We start from the raw sequence: 24735 nt of genomic DNA, 5'->3' as shown, positions 1-24735 counted from the left end.
GGAGAATCCGATGCGAATGTGGTTTTTGAGTGCTGGCCTGGCCTTGATGTGCATGGCCCAGAACGCAGCGGCGGGTACAGTCCTGATCGTTGGCGATAGTATCAGTGCCGGTTTCGGCCTGGATACCCGCAAAGGGTGGGTCGCACTGCTGGAGCAACGCCTCAAGAAGGAGGGTTTCGACGATAAGGTCGTCAATGCGTCTATCAGCGGCGACACCAGTGCAGGAGGCCTGGCGCGGCTGCCCGCGGCGCTTGCAGAGCATAAGCCCGACGTGGTGGTTATCGAGCTTGGGGGGAATGACGGCTTGCGTGGGCAACCGCCAGCGCAATTGAAACAAAATCTTGCGTCGATGATTGACCAGTCCAAGGCCGGCGGCGCCAAGGTGCTGCTGTTGGGCATGCAGTTGCCACCCAATTACGGGCCGCGATACACCACCGCATTTGCCGAAGTCTACGGTGCGCTGGCCAAGGAAAAAAACACTGCGCTGGTTCCGTTTTTCCTCGAAGGCGTGGGTGGCCATCCGGAACTGATGCAGGCTGATCAACTGCACCCGGCAGTCGCCGCCCAGGACAAGTTGCTGGAAAATGTCTGGCCGACGCTAAAACCGCTGCTGTGACGCTTTTCTACCGGCAGGCTTTCGGCTAAGGTGGCGCCCCCCTGATCTGGAGCCCTCGATGTCGCGCCCTGCCTGGTCCCTGTTTAACTACCAACTGATCGAGCCGGACGAGCAGCTGGATCTGTTCGCCTGCCAGGAAGTGCGGGTGCATCTGGTGGCGCGCCAATTGGAGTTGGGCGGTTCGATCGATCGCACGCTTTGCGGCACTTTACTGCCGGCGCAACCACGCTGGTCCTCGGTGAATCGCTCGATTTTCCAGGACCAGCGCCTGTGCCCCTTGTGCCGGGCGATCCTTGAATCGCAAAAGCGTGGTACGCCGCCGATCTGGCCGGAGCTGCGTTTCGAGCTGTAAAAACAGCTTGAAGCTTGCTGCCGCGAAGCCGTATACAATCATTTTTTACCTACCTGTCGTCTTGCGAAGGATTTTCCGGATGTTGTCGCGCCTTTCCGTCGTCACCTGCTGCCTGTCTCTCGCTGCGCTCTGTGCGGCCGGTTCGGCGGCAGCCTTGCAGTTGCCTTTGCCGCCTCCGGGCGAGGACATTGTCGGCCAGGTCCAGGTGATCAAGGCCAAGTACGAAGACACCTTCGCCGACCTGGGCACCACCTATGACCTGGGCTATTCGGAAATGGTCGCGGCCAACCCGGGCGTCGATGCCTGGTTGCCGGGCGCGGGGACCGAGATTGTGCTGCCGACACGCTTTATCCTGCCGCCCGGGCCACGGGAAGGCATCGTGATCAACCTGGCGGAATACCGACTCTACTACTATCCAAAGGGCCAGGACGTCGTCTACACCTTCCCGCTGGGCATTGGCCGGGAAGGCTGGGGCTCGCCGATCGCCCACACCAGTATCATCGCCAAGACGCCAAACCCGACCTGGACGCCACCGGCCTCGATCAAGGCCGAGCACGCGGCCAATGGTGACCCGTTGCCCAACGTGGTGCCTGCCGGCCCGGATAACCCGCTGGGGCCGTTCAAGTTCACCCTCGGCACGCCGGGTTATCTGATCCACGGCTCCAACATGAAGTTTGGTATCGGCACGCGCACCAGTCACGGTTGCTTCCGCATGTTCAATAACAATGTATTGGAGATGGCCGGCATGGTGCCGGTGGGCACGTCGGTGCGCATCATCAACGATGCCTACAAGTTCGGCAGCAGTGGCGGCAAGGTCTACCTTGAGGCCCATACACCGTTGAACGATGACGGCACCCCTTCCGTGGTCGACAAGCACACGGCGGTGATCAACGCCTTGCTCAAGCGTGAAGACCTGGCCAATAACCTGCGGGTGAACTGGGACCAGGTGCGTGATGTGGTCGCCGCCGAGGATGGCTTGCCGACCGAAATTGGTGTGCCAGGCGGCGCATCTGTGGCGTCCAGCACCCCGCTCGATCTTCAATAATAAGCCTGAGCGAATATCCCTGTGGGAGCGGGCTTGCTCGCGAAGACGTCGGCCCAGCAAACATTGATGTTGACTGATCCACCGCTTTCGCGAGCAAGCCCGCTCCCACATTGCCCGATCGTTCCCACGAGCGTGGGAACGACCAACAAGTGGCGCGTGCCAAATCAAAGGCAAAAAAAAGCCGATCCAAACATGGATCGGCTTGATAACAACCCCGAAGGATTATTACTTGCGGCTTGCTTTTTCAAGCATGCGCAGGGCGCGCTCGTTAGCTTCGTCAGCAGTCTGTTGTGCTTTTTGGGCAGCAGCCAGAGCTTCATCAGCTTTACGGTAGGCTTCGTCTGCACGAGCCTGGGAGCGAGCTGCTGCGTCTTCCGTTGCAGTCAGACGAGCTTCGGTTTCTTTGGAGACGCTGCTGCAACCGGTAGCCAGAACTGCGGCCAGAGCCAGAGCAGAGAATTTCAGAACGTTGTTCATCGTGTTCCCCTTCAAGGACTTTCAATTAGATGGCTACTGTCTCAGGGTGAGCTAATAGCCGGCGTACATACTACCCATTACTTGTAGTAAGTAAACTGACGTTGCGCAAGAAGCAAAAAAAAATCCTGCGCCGAATCTATTTTGGCTAATCTTTTGGAGATCTGTATAAAAACTGTCCAGTTTTTTCCATCTCGACAGGCATTGGATCCAGGCTGAAAGGGCCGGCCCGCATGTGTGAAGCCTTGTACATAGATGAAATTTTATATAACGAAGCGGGCACTTCCGTTCCGTGCGGCTTTACTCCGGCTGGCATCTTTTACCCATCTAGAGGTGACTTTAAGAGCGGCAGTTCGTCTCAAGGTTCAACTGCCGGCAATGTTCAGGCTATCGATCACTGGTTGATCGAGGCCCTTTCTATAACCACCCAAGGCAGGGAATGATGAGTGCGCCTTGAGCAATTGCGGGTTTGGTGCCTACTATTCCCTACGTGCTGGTTGTGAGCGCTCACGGTTTTCTCGTTGTCGAAACCGGCACGGGGTGGCGTAGATGTTCCTTCGCCGGAAAAACATCGGTAAGGTAGGGGTCGCAATCTTAGACCCGCGAGGAGTAGTGATGAGCGAGGCGTTGTCCATCCACCATGACCAGGCTGGTCATCAGTTCGAGACCAATGTGGACGGTCATCGTGCCTATCTGACCTATATGGACCTCGGGAAGCAGACCCTGGATATCTATCGCACCTTCGTCCCCAACGCGCTGCGAGGGCGAGGCATTGCGGCCGCGTTGACCGAGGAAGCCCTGAAGTTCGCCGAAGAGGCCGGCTACACGGTGATCCCGTCGTGCTCCTATGTCGAACGCTATATGGAGCGTCACCAGCGCCATGCCGCGAAGCTGTAGCTGATCCGTTGCCAAAAAAAACGCCGGGCTTAGCCCGGCGTTTTTGTGTATGCCTGATTCAGTAGAAGTGCGTGGTTCAGCTGCGTTTGCGCGTGGGCAGTACGTCCTTGAGCTTGGCGTGCATGCTGCGCAGGGTGGTTTCTGTGGCAGCCCAGTCGATGCAGGCATCGGTGATCGACACGCCGTATTGCAAGTCGGCCAGATCCTTTGGAATCGCCTGGCAACCCCAGTTCAAATGGCTCTCGACCATCAAGCCGATGATCGACTGGTTGCCTTCGAGGATCTGGTTGGCGACGTTTTCCATCACCAACGGCTGCAACGCCGGATCTTTGTTGGAGTTGGCGTGGCTGCAGTCGACCATGATGTTCGGCTTGATCCTGGCCTTGTTCAGCGCCTGCTCGCACAGGGCGACGCTGACCGAATCATAGTTGGGCTTGCCATTGCCGCCGCGCAATACCACGTGGCCGTAAGCATTGCCTTTGGTGGTGACGATGGAGACGCCACCTTCCTGGTTGATACCCAGGAAGCGGTGAGGGCTGGAGACCGATTGCAGGGCGTTGATCGCCACGGTCAGGCCGCCATCGGTGCCGTTCTTGAAGCCTACGGCCGAGGACAGCCCGGACGCCATTTCGCGGTGGGTCTGGGATTCGGTGGTGCGTGCGCCGATGGCCGACCAGCTGATCAGGTCCTGCAGGTACTGCGGGGAGATCGGGTCGAGGGCTTCGGTGGCAGTGGGCAGGCCCATTTCGGCCAGGTCCAGCAGCAATTTACGACCGATATGCAAACCGTCCTGGATCTTGAACGAGTCGTCCAGGTAGGGGTCGTTGATCAAGCCTTTCCAGCCGACGGTGGTACGCGGCTTTTCGAAGTAAACGCGCATCACCAGGTACAGGGTGTCGGACACTTCCGCCGCCAGCACCTTGAGGCGCTCGGCGTATTCGTGGGCGGCCTTTAGGTCGTGGATCGAGCAGGGCCCGATCACGACGAAGAGGCGGTGGTCGGTGCCGTCGAGAATGTCACGGATGACTTCGCGGCCCTTGGTGACGGTCTGCAGGGCAGCGTCGCTCAGGGGAATTTCGCGCTTGAGCTGATCAGGTGTGATCAGGGTCTCGTTGGATTCGACGTTAAGGTCATTGATCGGTAAATCAGCCATCGTGTTACTCGCCAGGGTCACGGGTGCCGGCCGCCAGCCATCCCCGTGCGGCGGGCACAGCATGATTTGAATGCAGGGGGGAGGAACCTTAGCGCGTTACACGGGCCCGCGACAATGGGCAAAGCCCGGTTTAATCCAGTGCTGGCTGCACAACCGCCTCATGGGAGAACTCGCCGGCGTGGCGCGACACCCAATCGCGGGCCATGGCTTCAAGTTGCTGTGGCGTGGGCTCGACGTTTTCGTGCAGGCGGCAATGACGTTCGATCTGGCACACTTGCTCACCCATTCGGGCACCGAACAAGGCGTGTTCATCGGCAAAGCAAATGCCGATGCGATAACCGTCTTCGACTTTGCGGCACCAGGCTACATAACCCGGATAGCGAGCGCTGGACCCCAATGAGGGGATATGCAGGTCGACTGCCGTGCCGGGGCGCCAGGCCCGCGGCCAATTGCAGGCGACGCCGCCGCGGCCGATAGTATGCAGGCGTTGGCGGGGCAGGGCAGGAGAGGGACGTTGGATCAACTCAACAGCGACATCATCAGGGTGAGGTAAAAAACGACCCATGTACACGGACTCCGAGCGCCGTCCAATTGACGGCAGTGGCAGCAGTATAGTGAAGGAACTGGAATTGACCGACCTGGATATTGACCAGCAATTGCTGGGATTGCCAGGTATTTCGCTGGTAGTGTTCACCAGTGTCGGTTGTTCCAGTTGCCGCTGGGCACGCCAGCAGTTGCCGGGCTGGTGCTTGCCGGTGGACCGTGTGTGCTGGGTCGATGCCGGGCACAACGGCGGTGCAGTCGAACGCTACCAGATCTTTCATTTGCCGGCGCTGTTCCTGGTGTGCGAGGGTCAGTTCCTCGGGCAATTACAGACACGCCTTACAGCATCCGACCTCGCCGAATGCGTAAACCATGGGCTTACCCGCCCACCAGAGGATTTGCCATGACAGCAGTTGCATCCCCGTCGCCACGTATTGGCATCATCGGCACCGGTGCCATTGGTGGTTACTACGGATTGATGCTGGCGCGGGCCGGGTTCGATGTGCATTTCCTGTTGCGCAGCGAATATGCAGCGGTCAGTGAACATGGCCTGCACCTCAACAGCACGGTACACGGCCACCTGCATCTGCACCCGGTACAAGCCTATGCCCGCGCCGCCGACATGCCACCGTGCGACTGGTTGTTGGTCGGTACCAAATCCACCGGCAACGTTGACCTGGCCCCGACCATCGTCCAGGTCGCGGCACCGGATGCCAAGGTGGTGCTGCTGCAAAACGGCCTCGATGTGGAGGACGGTCTGCGTGAGCACCTGCCTTCGTCGCTGCACCTGCTGGGCGGCCTGTGCTACATCGGTGTACACCGCTCGGCACCCGGGGTGGTCGAGCACCAGGCGCTGGGCCGGGTCAACCTGGGTTATCACAGCGGTACGGCCGCCAATGATGAGGCGCGGCAAAAGGCAATTGTCGAAGCCGGTGCCGGGCTGTTCCACCACGCCGGAATCGAGTCGCAGGCCATGGCCAATGTGCATCAGGCGCGCTGGCATAAACTGGTGTGGAACGTACCGTATAACGGCCTCTCGGTCTTGCTGGGCACGGGCACCACGGCGATGATGGCTGACGAGTCCAGCCGTGAATTGATCCAGGCGCTGATGGCCGAGGTGGTGCAGGGCGCCCGTGCCTGCGGTCATGAGATTGCCGCCAGCTACGCGGGGCAAATGTTCGCCATGACCGAGACCATGGACGACTATCTGCCCAGCATGTACCACGACTATATGCACAAGCGTCCGTTGGAGTTGGCGGCTATCTATGCTCGCCCCTTGGCCGCTGCGAGGGCGGCCGGTTGCGAACTGCCGCGTATGCAGGCGCTGTACCAGGCCTTGAGTTTTATGGATCGGCACAACCGCTGATTGGGGGACACACCATGGCAAAGGGATTGGGTGACAAGCTGGTGCTGGCGATTTCTTCGCGGGCGCTGTTCGACCTGAGCGACAGCCACAAGGTGTACCTGGCCGAAGGGGTGGAGGCTTACCGCAAGTACCAGATCGAGCACGAGGAAGAAACCCTTGAGCCGGGTGACGCTTTCCCGCTGGTCAAGAAACTGCTGAGCCTCAATGCCAGCCTGGGGCGTGCCCGGGTCGAAGTGGTGCTGGTGTCGCGCAACAGTGCCGATACCGGGCTGCGGGTGTTCAATTCGATCCAGCATTACGGCCTGGATATTTCCCGCGCCGCCTTCGTGGGAGGGCGTAGTCCCTACCCATACCTGGCCGCCTTTGGTTGTCATCTGTTTCTTTCGACCCATGCGGAAGATGTGCGCAGCGCACTCGACGCCGGCTTTGCGGCGGCAACGATTCTGTCGGGTGGTGCGCGTCGGGCATCGAGTGAAGAATTGCGCATTGCATTCGACGGCGATGCGGTGCTGTTTTCCGACGAGTCCGAACGCGTTTATCAGTCCGGTGGGCTGGCCGCTTTTCAGGCCAGTGAGCGCGAGTCGGCGCGCCAGCCTTTGCACGGTGGCCCATTCAAGGGCTTCCTGGCGGCGCTTAACTTGTTGCAGCGCGAGTTTGCCGATGACGCCTGTCCGATTCGCACGGCGCTGGTCACCGCCCGTTCGGCCCCGTCCCATGAGCGGGTGATTCGTACATTGCGCGAATGGGATATCCGCCTGGACGAGTCGCTGTTCCTCGGTGGCCTGGAAAAATCCGCGTTCCTGGAAGCCTTCGCCGCCGATGTATTTTTCGATGACCAGGCCGGACATTGTGAGAAAGCCAGGGAGGTGGTCGCCACCGGGCACGTGCCCCATGGCATCAGTAATGAGTTGAAAATCCAGACCGAGAGCTAGCTGCTAAGCTCATTTAATCGCCGCCATCCTGGCAGTCCAGGAGGTTCTATGATTCGTTCGATGCTGTACGCCACGGACCTGGGTCTGTATGCACCGTATGTAATGCAACATGCACTGGCGCTGGCGCGGACGTTCAAGGCCGACCTCTACGTGATCCACGTGGTCGAGCCCATCGGGCTGTTCGCCGAATCGGTGCTACAGAGCTACCTTGATGAGAAGGCCCTGAGTGAATGGCAGAGCCAGGGGTTGAGCACGGTCATGGCGACGATTGAACAACGGGTGCTGGACAGCTTTCGCGAGGAGTTGGGGGAGGGCGAGCAGGACTTGCAATTGATTCGCTCGGTCAGGGTGATCCAGGGGGACCCCTGCGAGGTGATTCTCGACCAGATGCGAAAACTTTCCGTCGACTTGCTGATCCTAGGTAGTCACAGCCAGGCAACCAGAGTGACCGTGCCCCTTGGGCGCACCGCTGCACGGGTATTGCAGCTGTCCCCGGTACCGGTCTACCTGGTGCCGTCGCTGCAACATCGGCGCAATGAGGATAGTTGATCGGTAGGAAAGGATAAAAAGTTCTAGATTTATCCGTCTAACCTTTAATATAGTTATATACCGTCGCTGATACCCGTGGCGTCTATCTGCTTTGAGGGATTCATATGAAGCTTCAACAACTGCGCTACATCTGGGAAGTGGCGCACCACGACCTCAACGTTTCCGCTACCGCTCAAAGCCTCTACACCTCGCAACCCGGTATCAGCAAGCAGATCCGCCTGCTCGAAGACGAGCTGGGCGTCGAAGTGTTCGCACGCAGCGGCAAGCACCTGACCCGTGTCACCCCGGCTGGCGAGCGCATCATCACTACCGCCGGCGAAATCCTGCGTAAAGTCGAGAGCATCAAGCAGATTGCCCAGGAATTCTCCAACGAGAAGAAAGGCACCCTGTCGATCGCCACCACCCACACCCAGGCGCGCTATGCATTGCCGCCGGTAATCCGTGATTTCATCAAGCAATACCCTGATGTGGCCCTGCACATGCACCAGGGCTCGCCGATGCAGATCGCCGAGATGGCCGCCGATGGCACTGTCGATTTTGCCATCGCCACCGAAGCCCTGGAACTGTTCGGCGACCTGGTAATGATGCCGTGCTACCGCTGGAACCGCTGCGTGGTCGTGCCTCAAGGTCACCCGTTGGCGAAGCTGCCGAAGCTGACCCTGGAAGCCCTGGCTGAATACCCGATCGTGACCTACGTGTTCGGCTTTACCGGCCGTTCCAAGCTCGATGAAGCCTTCAGTCACCGTGGCCTTACGCCAAAAGTGGTGTTCACTGCCGCCGATGCCGACGTGATCAAGACCTATGTACGCCTGGGCCTGGGTGTGGGCATCGTCGCCAAGATGGCGGTCGACACCAACCTCGACAAAGACCTTGTGGTGCTGGATGCCAGTGAACTGTTCGAGTCCAGCGTGACCAAGATCGGTTTTCGCCGTGGCACCTTCCTGCGCGGGTTCATGTGCGATTTCATCGAGAAATTCGCCCCCCACCTGACCCGCGAAGTCATGGCCAAGGCGATCCAGTGCCACAACAAGCAAGAGCTGGAAGAATTGTTTGACGGCGTTGAATTACCCGTTCATTGAATGGTTTAGCGGGCCTCGGTAATCGTAAAAAATTGCCGGGCGCCTGCCACCAGAATCTCTACCTCATCCCCTTCAAACTTGCCCAGCAGGCTTTTGCCCAGGGGCGAGCGTGGGGTGATGACGGTCACCGGTTGCCCGACCACAGCGACTTTCAAGCCTGCGGCGTCCGGCGCCAGGAACAGCCATTGCTGGCGACCATCCTCGTCTTCCAGGCCCAGCAGTGTGCCAATCTCTATACCTCGCTGATCATCGAAAGCACGTAGCTGCAGGTTCTGGCACAGCGCCAGCGACTGCTTGATTTCCTCGACCCGCTTGGCCTGCCCGGCCGCCAGGTAAGACGCCTCCAGGCCCAGGGTGTCGTATTTGTTTTCGGCGATGTTTTCTTCGTGAGTCGCGGTTTCGTAGGCAGTCTGCGCGGCACGTTGGGCGATATCGAGGTCGACGGCGAGTTTTTCCAGGATCAACTGGAGGACGGCGTGTTTATTCATGGTCTTCAATCGCAGAATTGCAGGACATTGGCCCGAGACTTTTCATTGGGGGCGTTCTGGTCCTGTTGCAGCCAGAACTGGCATTTGGGGTTGGACAGGTTGCGCGCATTATTCCGGGCCTGGTCCAGGGCTTGCTGCTGTTCCTGCTTTTGCAGGTTCTGCTGGTATTGCTCGAACATGCGGTTCGGCGGCTCCGGCACAGCAGCGGCCGGCTTGCCCAGCTGCTCGACCGCCTGGGCCACGGGTGCCAGGCTTTGGGGGAACAGGTAGCGAGACGCCAGCCAAGTGGTCAGCGCAATGGCGATAAACCCCAGCCACAGGCCTGCTGCAATGGCGAGGCAGAGCTTGAGCAGCGAAAACGGACGGGCAGACATGATGGCCTCCTGGCGGGGGGAACGGCGTGACGGCGATTGTCGCACAGCCGCCATGCAGAAAATCGCGAAACAAGCCTTCTGCATCGGTGCATTTATGCGGACAATCGAGTCTTTGATCGATGGAGCCCGGAATGAAAGCCCGCTGGGATATTTTTTGCAGCGTCGTCGACAACTACGGCGACATCGGCGTGACCTGGCGCCTGGCCCGGCAGTTGGTAGTGGAACATGGCTGTGAAGTGCGCTTGTGGGTCGATGATCTGCGGGCTTTCGAGCGCATGTGTCCGCAGATTGATGCGCAGGTGAGCCAGCAGTGGCAGGAAGGTGTCGAAGTGCGCCACTGGCCGGCGCAATGGCCAGGTGCGCAATCAGCCGATGTGGTGATTGCCGCGTTCGCCTGCCAGCTGCCGCCGGAGTACATGGAGCGCATGGCCGAGCGTGAGCAATCGCCGTTGTGGATGAACCTGGACTATCTCAGCGCTGAAGACTGGGTAGTGGGCTGTCACCGTCTACCGTCGGTGAAGTTCAAGGGTGTGCAGAAGTACTTTTTCTTTCCCGGCTTTCGCCCGGGCACCGGTGGCCTGTTGCGTGAAGCCGGGTTATTGGAGCGGCGCCAGGCTTTTCAGCTAGATGACGTCGCGCAGCGACAATTCCTGCAAACCCTAGGGATAGCTCCGGCGGCCGATGCACGCCTGATGTCGCTGTTCGCTTACGAGAACCCCGGGTTGGCCAGCTGGTTGGACGTGCTGGCGGCAGACAGGTGCGCGACTCACTTGCTGGTGCCGGAAGGGCGCATCCTGGGGGATGTGCAACGCTGGCTGGGAGTCAGCAGCTTGGCCGCAGGCGACATCCAGGTGCGTGGCGCGCTGACGGTGCAGGTCATTGCCTTCGTACGCCAGGAGCAATACGACCGGTTGCTCTGGTGTTGCGCGTTCAACGCGGTGCGCGGCGAGGACTCCTTCGTGCGCGCTCAGTGGGCGGGGAGGCCGTTGCTATGGCATATCTATCGCCAGGACGAAGACATCCACCTCGACAAGCTCGATGCCTTCCTGGAGCTGTACACCGCCGCACTGTCGCCGGCCGCCAAAGCGGCTGTCATCGCGCTTTGGCAAGCCTGGAACACCGAGGGCGATATGGCGCAGGCCTGGAAAATGCTCCTGGAACATTGGCCCGAGGTGAATGAGCACGCCGAGAACTGGTGTCTGGAACAAGGCTTGCAGGCCGATCTTGCGACGGCGCTGGTACAGTTTTATGAAAGTTGGATATGATACGCCACCTTGATTTTTGTAAATCCCATCCAAATTTCGGATATATGCAATGAAAACTGGTAAAGAACTGAAACCCGGTACAGTGATCCGTCTCGAAAACGACCCTTGGCTGGTTCAGAAAGCTGAGTTCACCAAGTCTGGTCGTAACAGCGCAATCATGAAGACCAAGCTGAAGAACCTGCTGACCGGTTACAAGACCGAGATCGTCTACAGCGCCGATGACAAACTGGACGACGTGATCCTCGACCGCAAGGAAGCGACCCTGTCCTTCATCAGCGGCGACACCTACACGTTCATGGACACCACTGACTACACCATGTACGAGCTGAACGCTGAAGATATCGAAGCCGTTCTGCCGTTCATCGAAGAAGGCATGGAAGACGTCTGCGAAGCTATTTTCTTCGAAGAGCGCCTGGTTTCCGTAGAGCTGCCGACCACTATCGTGCGTAAGGTTGCCTACACTGAAGGTTCCGCTCGCGGTGACACTTCGGGCAAGGTGATGAAGCCTGCCAAGCTGAGCAACGGTACCGAACTGCAAGTAGCCGATTTCATCGAAATCGACGACCTGATCGAGATCGACACCCGCGAAGGTGGTTCGTACAAAGGTCGCGCCAAGAAGTAATCCTGGCCCCACCGATACGAAAAAAAGCCCGACTTTGAGTCGGGCTTTTTTGTGGCCGCCGGTTTATCAGACTGTTACATGCAGGCGCACATCCACATTGCCACGGGTGGCGTTGGAATACGGGCAGACTTGGTGGGCGGCATCGACCAGGCTCTGTGCGTCATCCTGGGCCAGGCCCGGCAGGCTGACGTGCAGGTCGATATCCAGGCCAAAACCGCCGGGGATCTGGCCGATGCCGACATGAGCGGTGATCGAGGCATCGTCGGGGATCTTACGTTTTGTCTGGCTGGCAACAAATTTCAATGCGCCGATAAAGCAGGCGGAGTAGCCGGCCGCGAACAGTTGCTCCGGGTTGGTGGCCTGGCCACCGGCACCACCCAATTCCTTGGGGGTAGAGAGTTTGACGTCGAGGATGTTGTCGCTGGAAACAGCGCGACCATCACGGCCGCCAGTGGCGGTGGCTACTGCGGTATAGAGCGTTTGCATGGGGCGTTCCTCTTGGTTTATAGCGCTAAATGTTTGCACGCTAAGTAGTTGGCGAAGTCAATGTATATCGCTAATATTTTGCGCGCAAGATAATTTTTTTGACTTTCTGAAATTTAATGTGAGGGCTGTTCCCGATAGCGGTGAATCAGCCTATGGATCTGATGGCTGGCACACTGCTATCGGGAGCAAGCCCCCTCCCACATTTAAGTGATTTGCTGTTTTCTAGATAGCGCTCTGCAGGTTGCCGCGCAGCGCGATCAAGTCGGCCTGCAACTTGCGCAATTGCTCCAGCGTAGAGCCGCTCGCGCCCAGGATGCATTGGGGCACATCCTTGGCCTTGCCCTGCAAGGCGCGGCCGGCGTCAGTCAGCTCTACCACTACCACCCGCTCATCTTCGCGGCTGCGGGTGCGGCTGAGCAGGCCTTCGGCTTCCAGGCGCTTGAGCAGCGGCGTCAGTGAGCCAGGATCCGTCAGCAGGCGGCTGCTGATTTCGCCGACAGTCAATCCGTCCTCTTCCCACAGCACCATCATGGCCAGGTATTGCGGGTAGGTCAGCCCGAGGGCTTGGAGCAGTGGCTTGTAGACCTTGGTCATCAATAGCGAAGTGGAGTGCAGGGCGAAGCACAGCTGGTTATCCAGCAGCAGGGATTCGCAGGGGGCTGGGTTTTTGCTCATGGTGGTGCCTCGAAAAAGCATGTCTGCACTTGAATCTAGCGGGCGAATCTTTAATGCGCCAGATAATTCTGCCGGGATGGTCAGACTAGCCCGCTTTGCAATGCGAGATCCCAGGGCGGCACCGGGCTGAAACGGGATTTGAGGTATTCGAGCAATAACCGGCTACGGGCGTTGGGCTGTTGTTCGAGGCGCAGCGCGTAAATGCCGGCGGTTTCCGGGCTGGGCAAGCCGTTTTCACAAAACAGCGGCAACAGTTCGCCCCGCACCAGGTATTCACTGGCCAACCAGGTCGGCAGGTGCGCGATGCCCAGCCCGGCCAGTGCGCCCGAAAGCAGCGCCTCGGCGTTATTGGCGCTCATGCGGATGCGCCGGGGGCGATAGGTGGTGCGGCGTCCGTCCAGTTCAAAACGCCAGGCGAACATCGGCGCCAGGCCATCCCAATCGAGGCCGTCATGCTCGCTCAGTTCCCGAGGATGGGTGGGTGTGCCGTGGTTTTTCAGGTAGGCCGGGCTGGCGCAGGCAATGCGCACGATGCTCGCCAGGGGTGTAGCGATCCGGCGAGTGTCGACGATATGCCCGGCGCGCAGCACCAGGTCGACCTTGCCCAGGTGTGCGCCCTGCATATCGACAAAGCTGTCGATCAAGTGCAGGTGCACATCCAGCCCTGGATACACGTTCAAAAAGTCCGCGATCACCGGCGCCAGGTGGCGGCGACCAAACGCCGCCGGTGCATCCAGCCGGATCAACCCTTCCGGCGCATGGCTCAGGGACACCGCTTCGGCCCGTGCCAATTGCAGTTCACTGACAATCCGCCGCGCGCGTTCGGCAAAGGCCAGGCCGGCAGGTGTAGGCACCACCGCGTGGGTGCTGCGCTGGAACAGGCGGCTACCCACCGAGCTTTCCAGGCTGTCGATTCGACGGGCGACTGCGGAGGGCGTCAGTGGATGACGCCGTGCGGCAGCGGAAAAGCTACCGGTTTCCATCACATCGAGAAACAGGCTCAGTTGATCGGTCAGCGTATTAGGGTTCATAGACGAGCGCTTGTGCGGGATCGGCATAGCCATTGTGCGTTGCTGTGCATTTCCGCGCCAGAGCCGACTGCGTAGCATGTCAGCCTTGGGATTGCGGAGTGGCGAGCGGTGTTGGATTTAATGATGTACCTGGTATTGGGCGCGGCGTTGGGCACTGTGGGTGGGCTGTTTGGCATTGGTGGCGGGCTGATAGCCATTCCGGTGCTCGGCGTGTTGTTTGGCCTGGACCAGCAAATAGCCCAGGGCACCGCGTTGGTCATGGTGGTACCCAATGTGATGCTCGCCCTGTGGCGTTATCACCAGCGTAATCGCATCGAGCTGCGCCACGCCTTGCCGCTGGGTGTGATGGGCTTTTGCTTTGCGTGGCTGGGGTCGATCTGGGCGGTGGGGCTGGATGCCGGGGCAATGCGCATCGGCTTTATCGTTTTTTTGGTGGCGTTGTCGGCCTACAACCTGCTGCGCATGTTTACCCGCAACGCGCCGCCAACGGCGCAGATGCGGTACTCCTGGCCCTGGCTGGGTGTGTTGGGCGCAGCGTCCGGCTCCATGGGTGGATTATTTGGGGTAGGGGGCGCGGTAGTCGCCACGCCAGTGCTCACCAGCGTGTTCGGCACCACTCAAGTGGTGGCCCAGGGTTTGTCGCTGGCCTTGGCACTGCCCAGCACCGGCGTGACCCTGGTCACCTACGCCTGGCACCACGAGGTGGACTGGATGATCGGCCTGCCGCTGGCGGTGGGGGGCCTGCTCAGTATCAGTTGGGGTGTGAAAGTGGCCCATGCATTGCCGGAGCGGCTGTTGCGCGGGCTGTTTTGTGGCTTCCTGGTGGTGTGTGCAGTGATGCTGACGTTTAAAGTTTGAAGCCTTCGACGATGTACTCGGCCAGGCATTCGGTGATCGGTGACGTCATCTGTGGATTGCGCAGCAAGCGCAGGTTCATTGACGGCAACGGTGGAAAGCCTTCGTCGCTGCCGAGCACCCGCAGGTCGTCGGTGACCAGGCTTTCCATGCTGACCATCGCCGCCAGGCCTGCACTGACCACCGCCTGGATCGCCGCTCCGTTGGAGCTGTGGTAGGCCAGGCGGTAATCGCGTCCAGCTGCGTCCAGCGCGGCACGCGCCCAATGGGTGTACAGGCAGTCATCGCCGGAAATCGCCAGGGGCAGCGCGTCATGCTCATCCACGCAGAAGCAGGGTGATGATGCCCAGACCATGCGTTCAGTGCGCAGTAACTCGCCAATATCATTGCCAGGCTCGCGGCTGATCACGGTCAGCGCCAGGTCTCGCCGCTGCATCAGCACGGATGACGCTTCACAGTGCATTTCAATCTGAATCAGTGGGTAGGCCTTGGAAAACTGCTTCAGGATCCCCGGCAGGAAACGCATCACATAGTCATCTGGCGTACCGATGCGTACGAGCCCCACCATATGGGGCTCGCGCAGGGTATTGAACACTTCGCTGTGCAGTTTCAGGATGCGCCGCGCATACCCCAGCAGCACCTGGCCCTCGGGCGTTAGCCGTACCTGCCTTCCATCGCGCTCGAACAGCTTGCGCTGCAGTACATCTTCCTCCAGGCGCTTCATCTGCATGCTCACCGCCGATTGGGTGCGGTTGACCAGCTCGCCGGCGCGGGTAAAACCACCTTGGTCGGCGATGGCCACGAAGGTGCGCAGCACGTCTGTGTCGATGCTCGGGTAGCCAGCCAATTGATCAATCTCCGAGATGTATTGCATAAGAAACATTCGTTGGATTGATCATAGCGCCAGGTCCACACTTTCGTCATCCCCACTGGAGGGCAAGAAGATGAAAGGTCAAAGAGGTTTTGTGTTGTTGCAAAAATGGCCGTTTGCCGGCCTGTTTCATGCGGTCGCACGTTGGCAGCTGTTGCATCAGGAGCGCCAGTTGCTGGCGACCTTGAGCGATGACGCGCTCAAGGACATTGGGCTCAACCGTGCCGACGTAGCGCAGGAAACCCATCGGCATTTCTGGGAAGACCCGCTGCGCAAATAAGCCAGGATGCAGTAGGGTAGAGGGCGAGTTTCCATGGAGAGCCCCATGCCTGCCGACCTGTCTTTTTCACTCAAGCAAGCTCGACGCATGGCGCTGGCCGCCCAGGGTTTTTCCGGACGCCAGGCGCCTGCCCAGATAAAAGCCGCGCACCTTAATCGGCTCATCGACCGCCTGGGTGTTGTGCAGATCGACTCAGTCAACGCACTGGTACGTTCCCATTACCTGCCGTTGTTTTCCCGCCTGGGTCATTATTCCCCGTTGATCCTTGAGCAAGCGGCCTGGAGTCAGGGCAGGCGGCGTTCGCTGTTCGAGTATTGGGGGCATGAGGCCTCGCTGCTGCCCATGACGTTGTACCCGCTGATGCGTTGGCGCATGGAGCGGGCCAGGCAGGGGCAGGGGATCTATGCGCAGATGGCGCGTTTCGGCCGTGAACAGCAGGCGACTATCCAGCGCGTGCTGCACACTGTCGAGCAGCAGGGCGCCCTGGGCGCGGGCAGTTTATCGACCCGCGAGGAGCGTGCCGGGCCCTGGTGGGATTGGAGTGATGAAAAGCACGCGCTGGAATGGTTGTTTGCCGCCGGTTTGGTCACCGTCGCAGGGCGGCGGGGGTTTGAGCGACTGTATGATTTGCCGGAGCGTGTTATCCCTGGCGAGATTCTTCAAACCGTCATCACCGAGGCCGACGCTCAGCGTGGCTTACTGTTGCATAGCGCAACGGCGTTGGGCGTCGCCACCGAGAAGGACCTGCGCGATTACTTCCGCCTCGACCCCACCGACAGCCGCAAGCGCGTCGCCGAGTTGGTCGAGGATGGGCGGCTGCTGGCGTGCCAGGTGCAGGGCTGGAAACAACCGGCGTACTGCCTGCCGCTGCCGAAGGTGCCACGCAAAGTCGTGGCCAGCGCCTTGCTGTCGCCGTTCGATTCGTTGATCTGGGAGCGCAGTCGTACGGAGCGTTTGTTTGAGTTTCGCTATCGACTGGAGATCTACACCCCGCAAGACAAGCGGGTGTACGGTTACTACGTACTGCCGTTTTTGCACAATGAGCGGATCGCCGCCCGCGTCGATCTGCGGGCCGAGCGTGCCCATGGGCGCCTGGCGGTGCATGCGGTGCACGAGGAAGAGCCGGGCCTGGATGACGACGGCATGTCGGCGCTGGCCTTGAACCTGCGCCAGATGGCCAACTGGCTGGGGCTGGAGCAGATCCAGCTCAATTGCCAGCGGCCCAGTGCCGCCCGGTTAAGGGCGGCGATGCTGAACCAGGATGCCAACCTTTAAGGCCCCATCGCGGCATAGGTATCTACATAACTTTGTAGGTTGTATCAGCCGACGGTAACCACGATGCGAAGCAAGTCGCTCTTGATCTTGATCTGCTTTTGATCTCAGGCGCCCCGTTAAACCACGCTGGCCGAACGCAGGCTTGAATTCGTGGGTAACCCGGCAGGACGCCGGGTTAGCCGCCCCGCGCCATGGATGGCGCGTGGCGGCGGCCCACGGATTCAAGCCTGCGTTCGGGCACACCGAGCCAAGGCGAGGTGCCGAGTGGTGGGGCAAGAGCCCTTTGGTTACTTTGGGGCTCTTTTCCAAAGTGACCCGCCGTCAGGGCGGAACCCTAAGTGGCCGTTACTTAAATAACGGATATGTACGCGGTCTGATCCAACATCCCAGTTCGCTGCCAGGCCGCCTTCGCAGGCAAGCCAGCTCCCACATTTGGATCGCGGCACGTTAGGGAGATAGGCGCCGACTGTCAGGCCGTCACGGGAGCAAGCTCCCTCGCCACGGGTTCAGCTTCGTATCGCAGTTGTGTAGATACCCATGCCCATCGCGGGCAAGCCCGGCTCCCACAGAGAAACGCGTTCAAATGTGGGAGCCGGGCTTGCCCGCGATGGCGTCATCCCGGTCGATAAAAATGTCAGCGCTTTACCTGCTTCAAGGTCTCGGCAATCAGGAACGCCAGCTCCAGCGACTGATCGGCGTTCATCCGTGGGTCGCAATGGGTGTGATAACGGTCCGACAGGCCGTCTTCGGTGATCGGCCGTGCGCCGCCGATGCATTCGGTGACGTTCTGTCCGGTCATCTCGATATGAATCCCGCCGGCATAGCTGCCTTCGGCCTGGTGCACCTGGAAGAACTCTTTCACCTCGCCGAGGATCTGCGCAAAGTCGCGAGTCTTGTAGCCGCTGCTGGCCTTGATGGTGTTGCCATGCATCGGGTCGCAGCTCCACAGCACCTGCTTGCCCTCGCGCTGCACGGCGCGGATCAGGTTTGGCAAGTGGTCGCCGACCTTGCCTGCGCCCATGCGGGCGATCAGGTTGAGGCGGCCAGGGTCGTTGTCCGGGTTCAGGATGTCGATCAGGCGGATCAGGTCATCCGGGTTCATGCTCGGCCCGACCTTCACGCCGATCGGGTTGTTCACGCCACGCAGGAACTCGACATGGGCGCCGTCCAGTTGGCGAGTGCGGTCGCCGATCCAGAGCATATGGGCCGAGCAATCGTAGTAGTCGTTGGTCAGGCTGTCGCGGCGCACGAAGGCTTGTTCAAAGTTGAGCAGCAATGCTTCGTGGGCAGTGAAGAAGCTGGTTTCGCGCAATTGCGGCGAGCTGTCCATGCCGCAGGCGCGCATGAAGGCCAGGGTCTCGTCGATGCGGTCGGCCAGTTGGCTGTACTTCTCGGCCAGGGCGGAGTTGGCGATAAAGTCCAGGTTCCACTTGTGCACTTGGTGCAGGTCGGCGAAACCGCCCTGGGCAAACGCGCGCAGCAGATTGAGGGTGGCGGTGGACTGGTGGTAGGACTGCAGCAGGCGGTCCGGATCCGGCACGCGGCTTTTTTCGTCGAAACCGATGCCGTTGACGATGTCACCGCGGTAGGCGGGCAGGGTGATGCCGTCAATGGTTTCATCATTGGCCGAGCGTGGCTTGGCGAATTGGCCGGCCATGCGTCCGACTTTCACCACCGGGCAGCCGGCGGCGAAGGTCATGACAATGGCCATCTGCAGCAGCACCTTGAAGGTGTCGCGGATTTTCGCGGCGGAAAACTCGGCAAAGCTCTCGGCGCAATCGCCGCCTTGCAGCAGGAATGCGCGCCCCTGGGTCACCTCGGCAAACTGACGCCGCAGCTCACGGGCCTCCCCGGCGAATACCAGCGGCGGATAGCTGGCCAGGCTCTGCTCCACTTGCAGCAAGTGCGCAGCGTCCGGGTACTGGGGTTGTTGCTGGATCGGCAAGGCACGCCAGCTGTCGGGGCTCCAGGGTTGGCTCATCGTGAACTCGTGTGGTGGGTGGATGTTCGGGCGCCAATGTTAGCAGCAATTAGTGCGTGACCTGCTGCGGCCGCTGGCCGACAATCGCGCCTTTGTCGTGCGGTAAACCCTTTAGGAGTAGTGATGACCGAGGAGCGTGTCGAGCGCCTGCTGGCCGAAGTCCATGATGATTTCGGCATGATTCGTGTGCTTGAAGTGGCCGATTACCGCTTTCTCGAATTTGGCGACGCCATCGAGCAAAGCTGCGTGTTTACTGCCGACCCGAGCTGGCTGGAGTACGACTACACCCGCGCCATGTTGATCGGTGCGTTGTGCCATGAGCAACCTGAGAGCGCGTTGTTCCTTGGCCTGGGGGCCGGCACGCTGACCCAGGCGTGCCTCAAGTTCCTGCCGTTGGAGGACGTCGAGGCCATTGAGCTGCGTCCTGACGTACCGCGCCTGGCAATTGAATATCTGGGGCTGGACGACGACCCGCGCCTGTATATTCGCATTGGTGACGCGCTGCAGTTGCTCGACACCGCCGAGCCGGCCGACCTGATTTTCGTCGACTTGTATACCGATGTCGGTCCGGGTGTGGGCCACTTGGCCTGGACCTTCCTGGAAAACTGCCAGAAGAAACTCAACCCCGGCGGCTGGCTGGTGATCAACCAGTGGGCCACCGATGATGGCAAGCCGTTGGGCGCGGCGTTGCTGCGCGGGTTGTACCACCGACATTACTGGGAGCTGCCGGTGAAGGAGGGCAATGTGATCCTGCTGGTGCCTTCGGAGTTGGATCAGGGGTTGGACCTCAACTCACTTTCGGCTCGCGCCGAAGCCTTGGCGCCGCGGTTGGGTTATTCGTTGCAGCCATTGATCAAGGCCATTCGACCGGCAACCTAGTTGTCTGCTCTGGCGCCATCGGGGGCAAGCCCCCTCCCACATTTGACCGCATTCCAAGTGTGGGAGGGGCGGTGCGACGATTCGACTTGCCCCCGATGGCGTCGGTGCTGCCAACTCAAATACCCTTGAACACCCCCGGCCGCTTCTCCACCATCGCCCGCACACCTTCCCTGGCGTCTTCGCTGTTAAGCAGTTTATTCACCATGGGCGGCAACGCGGCGGCGGCGATGGCTTCGCCTTCCATGCGTGCCTGGCGGGCCGACATCAACGTCGCTTGCACGCCGAGCGGCGCCTGGCGGGCGATTCGGTTGGCCAGCTCGATGGCGCGAGGCAGCAGGTCTTCGCTGGCCATCACTTCCTGCACCAAACCCAGGCGCAAGGCTTCATGGGCGTCGAACTCGTCGCCAGTGAGCAGCCAGCGCATTGCATTGCCCCAGCCGGCGATCTGATGAAAGCGCAATGTCGCGCCGCCAAATGGAAAAATCCCACGTTGCACTTCCATCTGCCCAAAGCGGGTATTACTCGCGCACAGATTGATATCCGCAGCGAGCATCAACTCGATACCGATGGTCAGGCAGTAGCCCTGGGCGGCGACGATCACTGGTTTACTGACCCTGGGGCCTGCAAAAACGCCCCACGGATCGCAACCTCCCAGCGGCGGTTGCCAGCCTCCAGCCATCACCCCGCTGACGTTGGCCAGATCCAGGCCGGCGGTGAAATGGTCGCCGTGGGCAAATACTACGGCGACCCGTGCTTCGTTATGTCGATCAAATTCGCCATAAGCCAGGCTCAGTTCATTGAGCAAGTCCAGGTCAAAGGCGTTGCGCTTGGCGACTCGATCCAGGCCTAAAAGCAGGACGTGGCCCTGCAGTTCACGGCTGACACGGCTGCTGCTGGCTTGATTCATCGGGTTTGCCCTCGGGCGGGGAAAGGTTTCAGACCAATGGAAGGTGAACCGTTTAAGCGTCATCACCAACAGGGCCGGGCTTTTGAAAAATAGACCCTGGCGCCGATATCTGCAAAAAACGTGACGCAGCGCGGTTTATCGGTGCCTGGCGATAAAAAAAGCTCCCTTTTTCAGGTATTTCCGGTATAGTGCGCGCCGGCCTTTAACCGGGCCGCGTTTAGGTAGCGCAATTCCCCGAAGTCAGCTTCGGCTGCACGTCCGCACAGCGGACTCTTCCTTGACGAATCTTTTTCATTCATTCGTTTTCGCAAATCCCCGCCGACAAAGCAGCCAGGGCGACTCTTGAGTCTCAACACGGCATGCGCAGCTTTGGAGCATGGGTCTTTGCGGATGCACTTAGAGGCAGACCCATGACCCAGGAAACCGGCGGCTTCGCCGCTTTTAATCTTAACCCGAACATTCTTGCTGCCGTCATCGCGACTGGCTACGAAGAACCTTCGGCTATTCAGCAGCAATCGATCCCGATCATCATGGCCGGCCAAGACATGATTGGCCAGGCGCAAACCGGTACCGGTAAAACCGCCGCGTTCGCCCTGCCTATCCTGCACTGCATCGATCCTGCCAAGCGCGAGCCGCAAGCCCTGATCCTGGCGCCAACCCGTGAGTTGGCGCTGCAAGTAGCAACCGCTTTCGAAACCTACGCCAAGCAAATGCCGGGCGTTACCGTTGTGGCCGTTTACGGCGGCGCGCCTATGGGCCCACAACTGAAAGCCATCCGCAATGGCGCACAGATCGTTGTCGCCACCCCTGGCCGCCTGTGCGACCACCTGCGTCGTGACGAGAAAGTGCTGTCGACCGTGAATCACCTGGTTCTGGACGAAGCCGACGAAATGTTGAAGCTGGGCTTTATGGATGACCTGGAAGTCATCTTCAAGGCGCTGCCTCCAACCCGTCAGACCGTACTGTTCTCGGCCACCCTGCCGCAGTCGATCCGTGCCATTGCCGAGCGCCATCTGCGCGATCCGCAACACGTGAAAATCCAGACCAAGACCCAGACCGTTACCGCGATCGAACAGGCTCACCTGTTGGTTCACGCTGACCAGAAGACCTCGGCTGTATTGAGCCTGCTGGAAGTCGAAGACTTCGACGCCCTGATCATGTTCGTGCGCACCAAGCAAGCGACCCTGGACCTGGCCAGTGCCCTGGAAGCCAAAGGCTACAAGGCCGCTGCGCTGAACGGTGACATTGCCCAGAACCAGCGTGAGCGTGTGATCGACTCCCTCAAGGATGGCCGCCTGGACATCGTTGTGGCGACCGACGTTGCTGCCCGTGGCCTTGACGTTCCACGTATCACCCACGTGTTCAACGTTGACATGCCGTACGATCCAGAGTCCTACGTTCACCGTATCGGCCGTACCGGCCGTGCGGGTCGCGAAGGTCGTGCTCTGTTGCTGGTGACTCCACGTGAGCGCCGCATGCTGCAAGTGATCGAGCGCGTAACCGGTCAGAAAGTTGCCGAGGTCCGCCTGCCGGATGCCCAGGCCGTTCTCGATGCCCGCATCAAGAAACTGACCAACAGCCTGGCACCCCTGGTGGCTGACGCTGAATCGACCCACGGCGAACTGCTGGACCGCCTGACCGCCGATATCGGTTGCACCCCACGTGCCCTGGCTGCAGCCCTGCTGCGCAAAGCCACCAACGGTCAGGCCCTGACCCTGGCCGCCATCGAGAAAGAGCGCCCCCTGGTGCCGAACAGCGCGCCACGCGGTGATCGTCCAGAGCGTTCCGGCGACCGTCCGGACCGTGGTGATCGTGAGCGTCGTGCTCCGGTGCCATTGGCTGAAGGCCGTGCACGTTGCCGTACCGCGCTGGGTGCGCGTGATGGTATCGCTGCCAAGAACCTGCTGGGCGCTATCCTCAATGAGGGTGGCCTGGCGCGTGAAGCCATCGGTCGCATCCAGGTGCGTGACAGCTTCTCCCTGGTGGAGCTGCCGGAAGACGGCCTGGAAAAACTGCTGACCAAGTTGAAAGACACTCGCGTTGCCGGTAAGCAGCTCAAGCTGCGTCGCTACCGCGAAGATTGATCCGCCCTTTGGCTGATTGATCGCAAATAAAAAATCCCCGACTGGTTCGGGGATTTTTTTTGCCTTGAATTACTGGTCTCAGTCAGCCGAAGCGATAGATGTCCATGCCCAATGCCCCCATCGTAAACCCCTGATGCGCCAAACCAAACTGCCCGCCTGCCGCGCGGGCAAAGTACAGCGGCAATAAATGCTCATCGCTGGGATGGCTGCGCACGGCATGGGGCGCCTGGCGGCGATAGTCATGCAGGGCGGCTTCGTCTTCGGCCGCGAGTTTGTCCACCACCCAGTCACGAAACTCTCGCGCCCACGGTGTGATCGTCTCCGGCCCGGCACGCCAGTCCAGCTCACCGAGGTTATGGGTGATGCTGCCGGAACCGATCAACAGCACCCCTTGCTCGCGCAGGCTGCGAAGGGCATGCCCGACCCGGGTTTGCAGGGCAGGGCCCATGCGGCTGGGCAGGGAGACTTGCACTACGGGAATGTCTGCCGCTGGATACATCAGCGACAGAGGCACCCAGGTGCCATGGTCGAAGGGCCGTTGGTTATCGATGTGTGCGTCCAGGCCGTCTGCTTGCAGCAGCTCGACAATCTCGCTCGCCAATCGTGGGTCACCTGGCGCAGGGTATTGCACGGCAAACAGTTCGCGAGGAAAGCCGCCAAAGTCATGCCAGGTTTCGGGCGCGGCGCCGCCACTGACCAGCAGTTCCTGGCTTTCCCAGTGCGCCGATACCACCACGATCGCCTGCGGTCGTGGCAGTTCGGCCGCCAGGCGCTGCAATGCCGGGCCGCTGGCACCGGGTTGCAGTGCCAGCATGGGTGAGCCGTGGGAGATGAACAGGCTGGGGAGCATAGGAAGCGTCCTGAAGGTTAATATCGAGCTATCTTTAATCAGAATGTTTATCTAGATCTAATATAAGTTTTAGTGTCTTTTGATCGATTTATCAGGAGGGTGCATGGACGCAAAATTTTGGCAGGAACGCTGGGCCACCAATCAAATCGGTTTTCACCAGGTCGAGGTTAATCTCTACTTGCAGCAGCATTGGTCAACGTTGGCCTTGGCCGGGGGGTCGAAGGTCTTCGTGCCATTGTGCGGCAAAAGCCTGGACATGATGTGGCTGGCGGGGCGTGGGCATCGTGTGATGGGTGTAGAGGTGTCGGAGCAGGCGGTTGAGGCGTTTTTCAGCGAACAGGCACTCACGCCGCAGATCGATCAAAGAGGCGCGTTCAAGGTGTATCAGGCGGGCCTGATCGAAGTGTGGTGCGGTGATTACTTTGCCCTCGACGCAGGGGCCGTGGCCGACTGCAAGGCGCTGTATGATCGTGCGGCACTGATTGCCTTGCCACAGCAGATGCGGCCGCAATACACCGAGCATCTCAACACCCTGCTGGCCCGTGGCTGTGAGGGCCTGCTGATCGCTGTCGACTACGACCAGGCACAAAGGGCTGGTCCGCCTTTTTCTGTCCCCGATGAGGAAGTGCGCTCGCTGCTGGGCTCGCACTGGAGCGTGGTCACGTTGCAAGAGCGGGACATATTGGGTGAGAGTCGCAAATTCATGGCGGACGGCGTCACCCGTCTTGAGGAGCGCGTTTATCGGCTGACCAAGAGGTAAATCGCGGGCACGAAAAAGGGGCGATCAATCGCCCCTTTCGTATTAC

At 60.1% G+C, this 24735-nt stretch carries 29 protein-coding genes; 17 read left to right on the top strand and 12 right to left on the bottom strand.

Going from position 1 to position 24735, the window contains the following annotated elements; all coding sequences use genetic code 11:
• Positions 1-10: 10 nt before the first annotated feature.
• The 3 genes from TU73_RS26200 (at position 11) to TU73_RS26190 (ending at position 2013) form a co-directional block, all read left to right on the top strand.
• Positions 11-616, top strand: a complete 606-nt coding sequence (locus TU73_RS26200; protein WP_057014595.1) for an arylesterase — start codon at positions 11-13, stop codon at positions 614-616.
• A 58-nt stretch (positions 617-674) separates the two neighbouring features.
• Entirely contained in the window at positions 675-968 is a 294-nt protein-coding gene (locus TU73_RS26195) for a hypothetical protein (RefSeq protein WP_003189866.1), read from the top strand.
• 79 nt (positions 969-1047) lie between these two features.
• Complete coding sequence (locus TU73_RS26190; protein WP_057014594.1) at positions 1048-2013, top strand: L,D-transpeptidase family protein; 966 nt, start codon at positions 1048-1050, stop codon at positions 2011-2013.
• 225 nt (positions 2014-2238) lie between these two features.
• Here TU73_RS26190 and oprI read toward each other — a convergent pair whose 3' ends face one another.
• Positions 2239-2490 (bottom strand): outer membrane lipoprotei OprI, encoded by a 252-nt coding sequence (oprI, locus tag TU73_RS26185; RefSeq protein ID WP_003172710.1) that lies wholly within the window; start codon positions 2488-2490, stop codon positions 2239-2241.
• A gap of 612 nt (positions 2491-3102) precedes the next feature.
• On the opposite strand from oprI, the gene TU73_RS26180 reads away from it, so the two are divergent.
• Positions 3103-3384: a GNAT family N-acetyltransferase gene (locus TU73_RS26180; RefSeq protein WP_003189869.1), complete on the top strand. Its 282-nt coding sequence runs from the start codon at positions 3103-3105 to the stop codon at positions 3382-3384.
• A 76-nt stretch (positions 3385-3460) separates the two neighbouring features.
• Here TU73_RS26180 and TU73_RS26175 read toward each other — a convergent pair whose 3' ends face one another.
• Together TU73_RS26175 and TU73_RS26170 are read right to left on the bottom strand one after the other, a co-directional pair.
• Positions 3461-4537, bottom strand: coding sequence for a 3-deoxy-7-phosphoheptulonate synthase (locus TU73_RS26175; protein WP_057014593.1), 1077 nt, complete (start codon positions 4535-4537; stop codon positions 3461-3463).
• Positions 4538-4667: 130 nt separating this feature from the next.
• A complete protein-coding gene (locus tag TU73_RS26170) occupies positions 4668-5102 on the bottom strand; it encodes a PilZ domain-containing protein (protein ID WP_057014592.1) in 435 nt (144 codons plus the stop codon).
• On the opposite strand from TU73_RS26170, the gene TU73_RS26165 reads away from it, so the two are divergent.
• The 5 genes from TU73_RS26165 (at position 5101) to cysB (ending at position 9006) form a co-directional block, all read left to right on the top strand.
• The gene (locus tag TU73_RS26165; protein WP_057014591.1) at positions 5101-5487 is read left to right on the top strand and encodes a YbbN family protein; all 387 of its coding nucleotides are present in this window, start codon (positions 5101-5103) and stop codon (positions 5485-5487) included. The genes TU73_RS26170 and TU73_RS26165 overlap by 2 nt on opposite strands.
• The gene (locus TU73_RS26160) at positions 5484-6446 is read left to right on the top strand and encodes a putative 2-dehydropantoate 2-reductase (RefSeq protein WP_057014590.1); all 963 of its coding nucleotides are present in this window, start codon (positions 5484-5486) and stop codon (positions 6444-6446) included. Before TU73_RS26165 ends, TU73_RS26160 begins: the two co-directional genes overlap by 4 nt.
• A 14-nt stretch (positions 6447-6460) precedes the next feature.
• Positions 6461-7378 carry a 5'-nucleotidase gene (locus tag TU73_RS26155; protein WP_057014589.1) on the top strand — a complete coding sequence of 306 codons (918 nt, stop codon included), beginning with the start codon at positions 6461-6463 and terminating at the stop codon, positions 7376-7378.
• Between the two features lie 48 nt (positions 7379-7426).
• A complete protein-coding gene (locus tag TU73_RS26150; RefSeq protein ID WP_057014588.1) occupies positions 7427-7927 on the top strand; it encodes a universal stress protein in 501 nt (166 codons plus the stop codon).
• A gap of 104 nt (positions 7928-8031) precedes the next feature.
• On the top strand, positions 8032-9006 hold the full coding sequence (cysB, locus tag TU73_RS26145; protein WP_003189876.1) for an HTH-type transcriptional regulator CysB: 975 nt from the start codon (positions 8032-8034) through the stop codon (positions 9004-9006).
• A gap of 5 nt (positions 9007-9011) precedes the next feature.
• Here the strand turns inward: cysB and TU73_RS26140 are convergent, their stop codons facing one another.
• Positions 9012-9494, bottom strand: coding sequence for a GreA/GreB family elongation factor (locus tag TU73_RS26140; RefSeq protein ID WP_057014587.1), 483 nt, complete (start codon positions 9492-9494; stop codon positions 9012-9014).
• A 5-nt stretch (positions 9495-9499) separates the two neighbouring features.
• The gene (locus TU73_RS26135; protein ID WP_057014586.1) at positions 9500-9868 is read right to left on the bottom strand and encodes a hypothetical protein; all 369 of its coding nucleotides are present in this window, start codon (positions 9866-9868) and stop codon (positions 9500-9502) included.
• Between the two features lie 131 nt (positions 9869-9999).
• Here TU73_RS26135 and earP point away from each other — a divergent pair, with 131 nt between their 5' ends.
• Both earP and TU73_RS26125 read left to right on the top strand, forming a co-directional pair.
• Positions 10000-11133, top strand: a complete 1134-nt coding sequence (gene earP / locus TU73_RS26130; protein ID WP_057014585.1) for an elongation factor P maturation arginine rhamnosyltransferase EarP — start codon at positions 10000-10002, stop codon at positions 11131-11133.
• Positions 11134-11182: 49 nt separating this feature from the next.
• A complete protein-coding gene (locus TU73_RS26125; RefSeq protein WP_003172723.1) occupies positions 11183-11755 on the top strand; it encodes an elongation factor P in 573 nt (190 codons plus the stop codon).
• A 66-nt stretch (positions 11756-11821) separates the two neighbouring features.
• Here the strand turns inward: TU73_RS26125 and TU73_RS26120 are convergent, their stop codons facing one another.
• From TU73_RS26120 to TU73_RS26110, 3 genes are all read right to left on the bottom strand, one after another.
• Positions 11822-12241, bottom strand: a complete 420-nt coding sequence (locus TU73_RS26120; protein ID WP_034126737.1) for an organic hydroperoxide resistance protein — start codon at positions 12239-12241, stop codon at positions 11822-11824.
• 222 nt (positions 12242-12463) lie between these two features.
• Entirely contained in the window at positions 12464-12916 is a 453-nt protein-coding gene (locus tag TU73_RS26115) for a MarR family winged helix-turn-helix transcriptional regulator (protein ID WP_057014584.1), read from the bottom strand.
• A gap of 80 nt (positions 12917-12996) precedes the next feature.
• Positions 12997-13947 (bottom strand): LysR family transcriptional regulator, encoded by a 951-nt coding sequence (locus tag TU73_RS26110; RefSeq protein WP_057014583.1) that lies wholly within the window; start codon positions 13945-13947, stop codon positions 12997-12999.
• 108 nt (positions 13948-14055) lie between these two features.
• Between TU73_RS26110 and TU73_RS26105 the strand changes: the two genes are divergently transcribed.
• Positions 14056-14805 (top strand): sulfite exporter TauE/SafE family protein, encoded by a 750-nt coding sequence (locus tag TU73_RS26105; protein WP_057014582.1) that lies wholly within the window; start codon positions 14056-14058, stop codon positions 14803-14805.
• On the opposite strand, the gene TU73_RS26100 is transcribed toward TU73_RS26105, so the two are convergent.
• Positions 14795-15676, bottom strand: a complete 882-nt coding sequence (locus TU73_RS26100; protein WP_057014581.1) for a LysR family transcriptional regulator — start codon at positions 15674-15676, stop codon at positions 14795-14797. The genes TU73_RS26105 and TU73_RS26100 overlap by 11 nt on opposite strands.
• A 70-nt stretch (positions 15677-15746) precedes the next feature.
• Here TU73_RS26100 and TU73_RS26095 point away from each other — a divergent pair, with 70 nt between their 5' ends.
• The gene (locus tag TU73_RS26095) at positions 15747-15953 is read left to right on the top strand and encodes a DUF1127 domain-containing protein (protein ID WP_057014580.1); all 207 of its coding nucleotides are present in this window, start codon (positions 15747-15749) and stop codon (positions 15951-15953) included.
• 45 nt (positions 15954-15998) lie between these two features.
• Positions 15999-17228 (top strand): winged helix-turn-helix domain-containing protein, encoded by a 1230-nt coding sequence (locus TU73_RS26090; protein ID WP_057014579.1) that lies wholly within the window; start codon positions 15999-16001, stop codon positions 17226-17228.
• A gap of 634 nt (positions 17229-17862) precedes the next feature.
• Here TU73_RS26090 and TU73_RS26085 read toward each other — a convergent pair.
• The gene (locus TU73_RS26085) at positions 17863-19209 is read right to left on the bottom strand and encodes a class II 3-deoxy-7-phosphoheptulonate synthase (RefSeq protein ID WP_057014578.1); all 1347 of its coding nucleotides are present in this window, start codon (positions 19207-19209) and stop codon (positions 17863-17865) included.
• A gap of 123 nt (positions 19210-19332) precedes the next feature.
• On the opposite strand from TU73_RS26085, the gene TU73_RS26080 reads away from it, so the two are divergent.
• On the top strand, positions 19333-20088 hold the full coding sequence (locus tag TU73_RS26080) for a spermidine synthase (RefSeq protein WP_057014577.1): 756 nt from the start codon (positions 19333-19335) through the stop codon (positions 20086-20088).
• 115 nt (positions 20089-20203) lie between these two features.
• Here TU73_RS26080 and TU73_RS26075 read toward each other — a convergent pair whose 3' ends face one another.
• Positions 20204-20995, bottom strand: coding sequence for a crotonase/enoyl-CoA hydratase family protein (locus TU73_RS26075; protein ID WP_057014576.1), 792 nt, complete (start codon positions 20993-20995; stop codon positions 20204-20206).
• 410 nt (positions 20996-21405) lie between these two features.
• On the opposite strand from TU73_RS26075, the gene TU73_RS26070 reads away from it, so the two are divergent.
• Complete coding sequence (locus TU73_RS26070; RefSeq protein WP_057014575.1) at positions 21406-23079, top strand: DEAD/DEAH box helicase; 1674 nt, start codon at positions 21406-21408, stop codon at positions 23077-23079.
• Positions 23080-23161: 82 nt separating this feature from the next.
• On the opposite strand, the gene TU73_RS26065 is transcribed toward TU73_RS26070, so the two are convergent.
• Positions 23162-23929: a DODA-type extradiol aromatic ring-opening family dioxygenase gene (locus tag TU73_RS26065; RefSeq protein WP_057014574.1), complete on the bottom strand. Its 768-nt coding sequence runs from the start codon at positions 23927-23929 to the stop codon at positions 23162-23164.
• A 103-nt stretch (positions 23930-24032) separates the two neighbouring features.
• Here TU73_RS26065 and TU73_RS26060 point away from each other — a divergent pair, with 103 nt between their 5' ends.
• Entirely contained in the window at positions 24033-24689 is a 657-nt protein-coding gene (locus tag TU73_RS26060; RefSeq protein ID WP_057014573.1) for a thiopurine S-methyltransferase, read from the top strand.
• The last annotated feature ends 46 nt before the right edge of the window (positions 24690-24735 follow it).

The organism is Pseudomonas libanensis, from assembly GCF_001439685.1.
GTDB lineage: Bacteria > Pseudomonadota > Gammaproteobacteria > Pseudomonadales > Pseudomonadaceae > Aquipseudomonas > Aquipseudomonas libanensis.
This window is presented reverse-complemented; position numbering and strand designations above follow the sequence as displayed.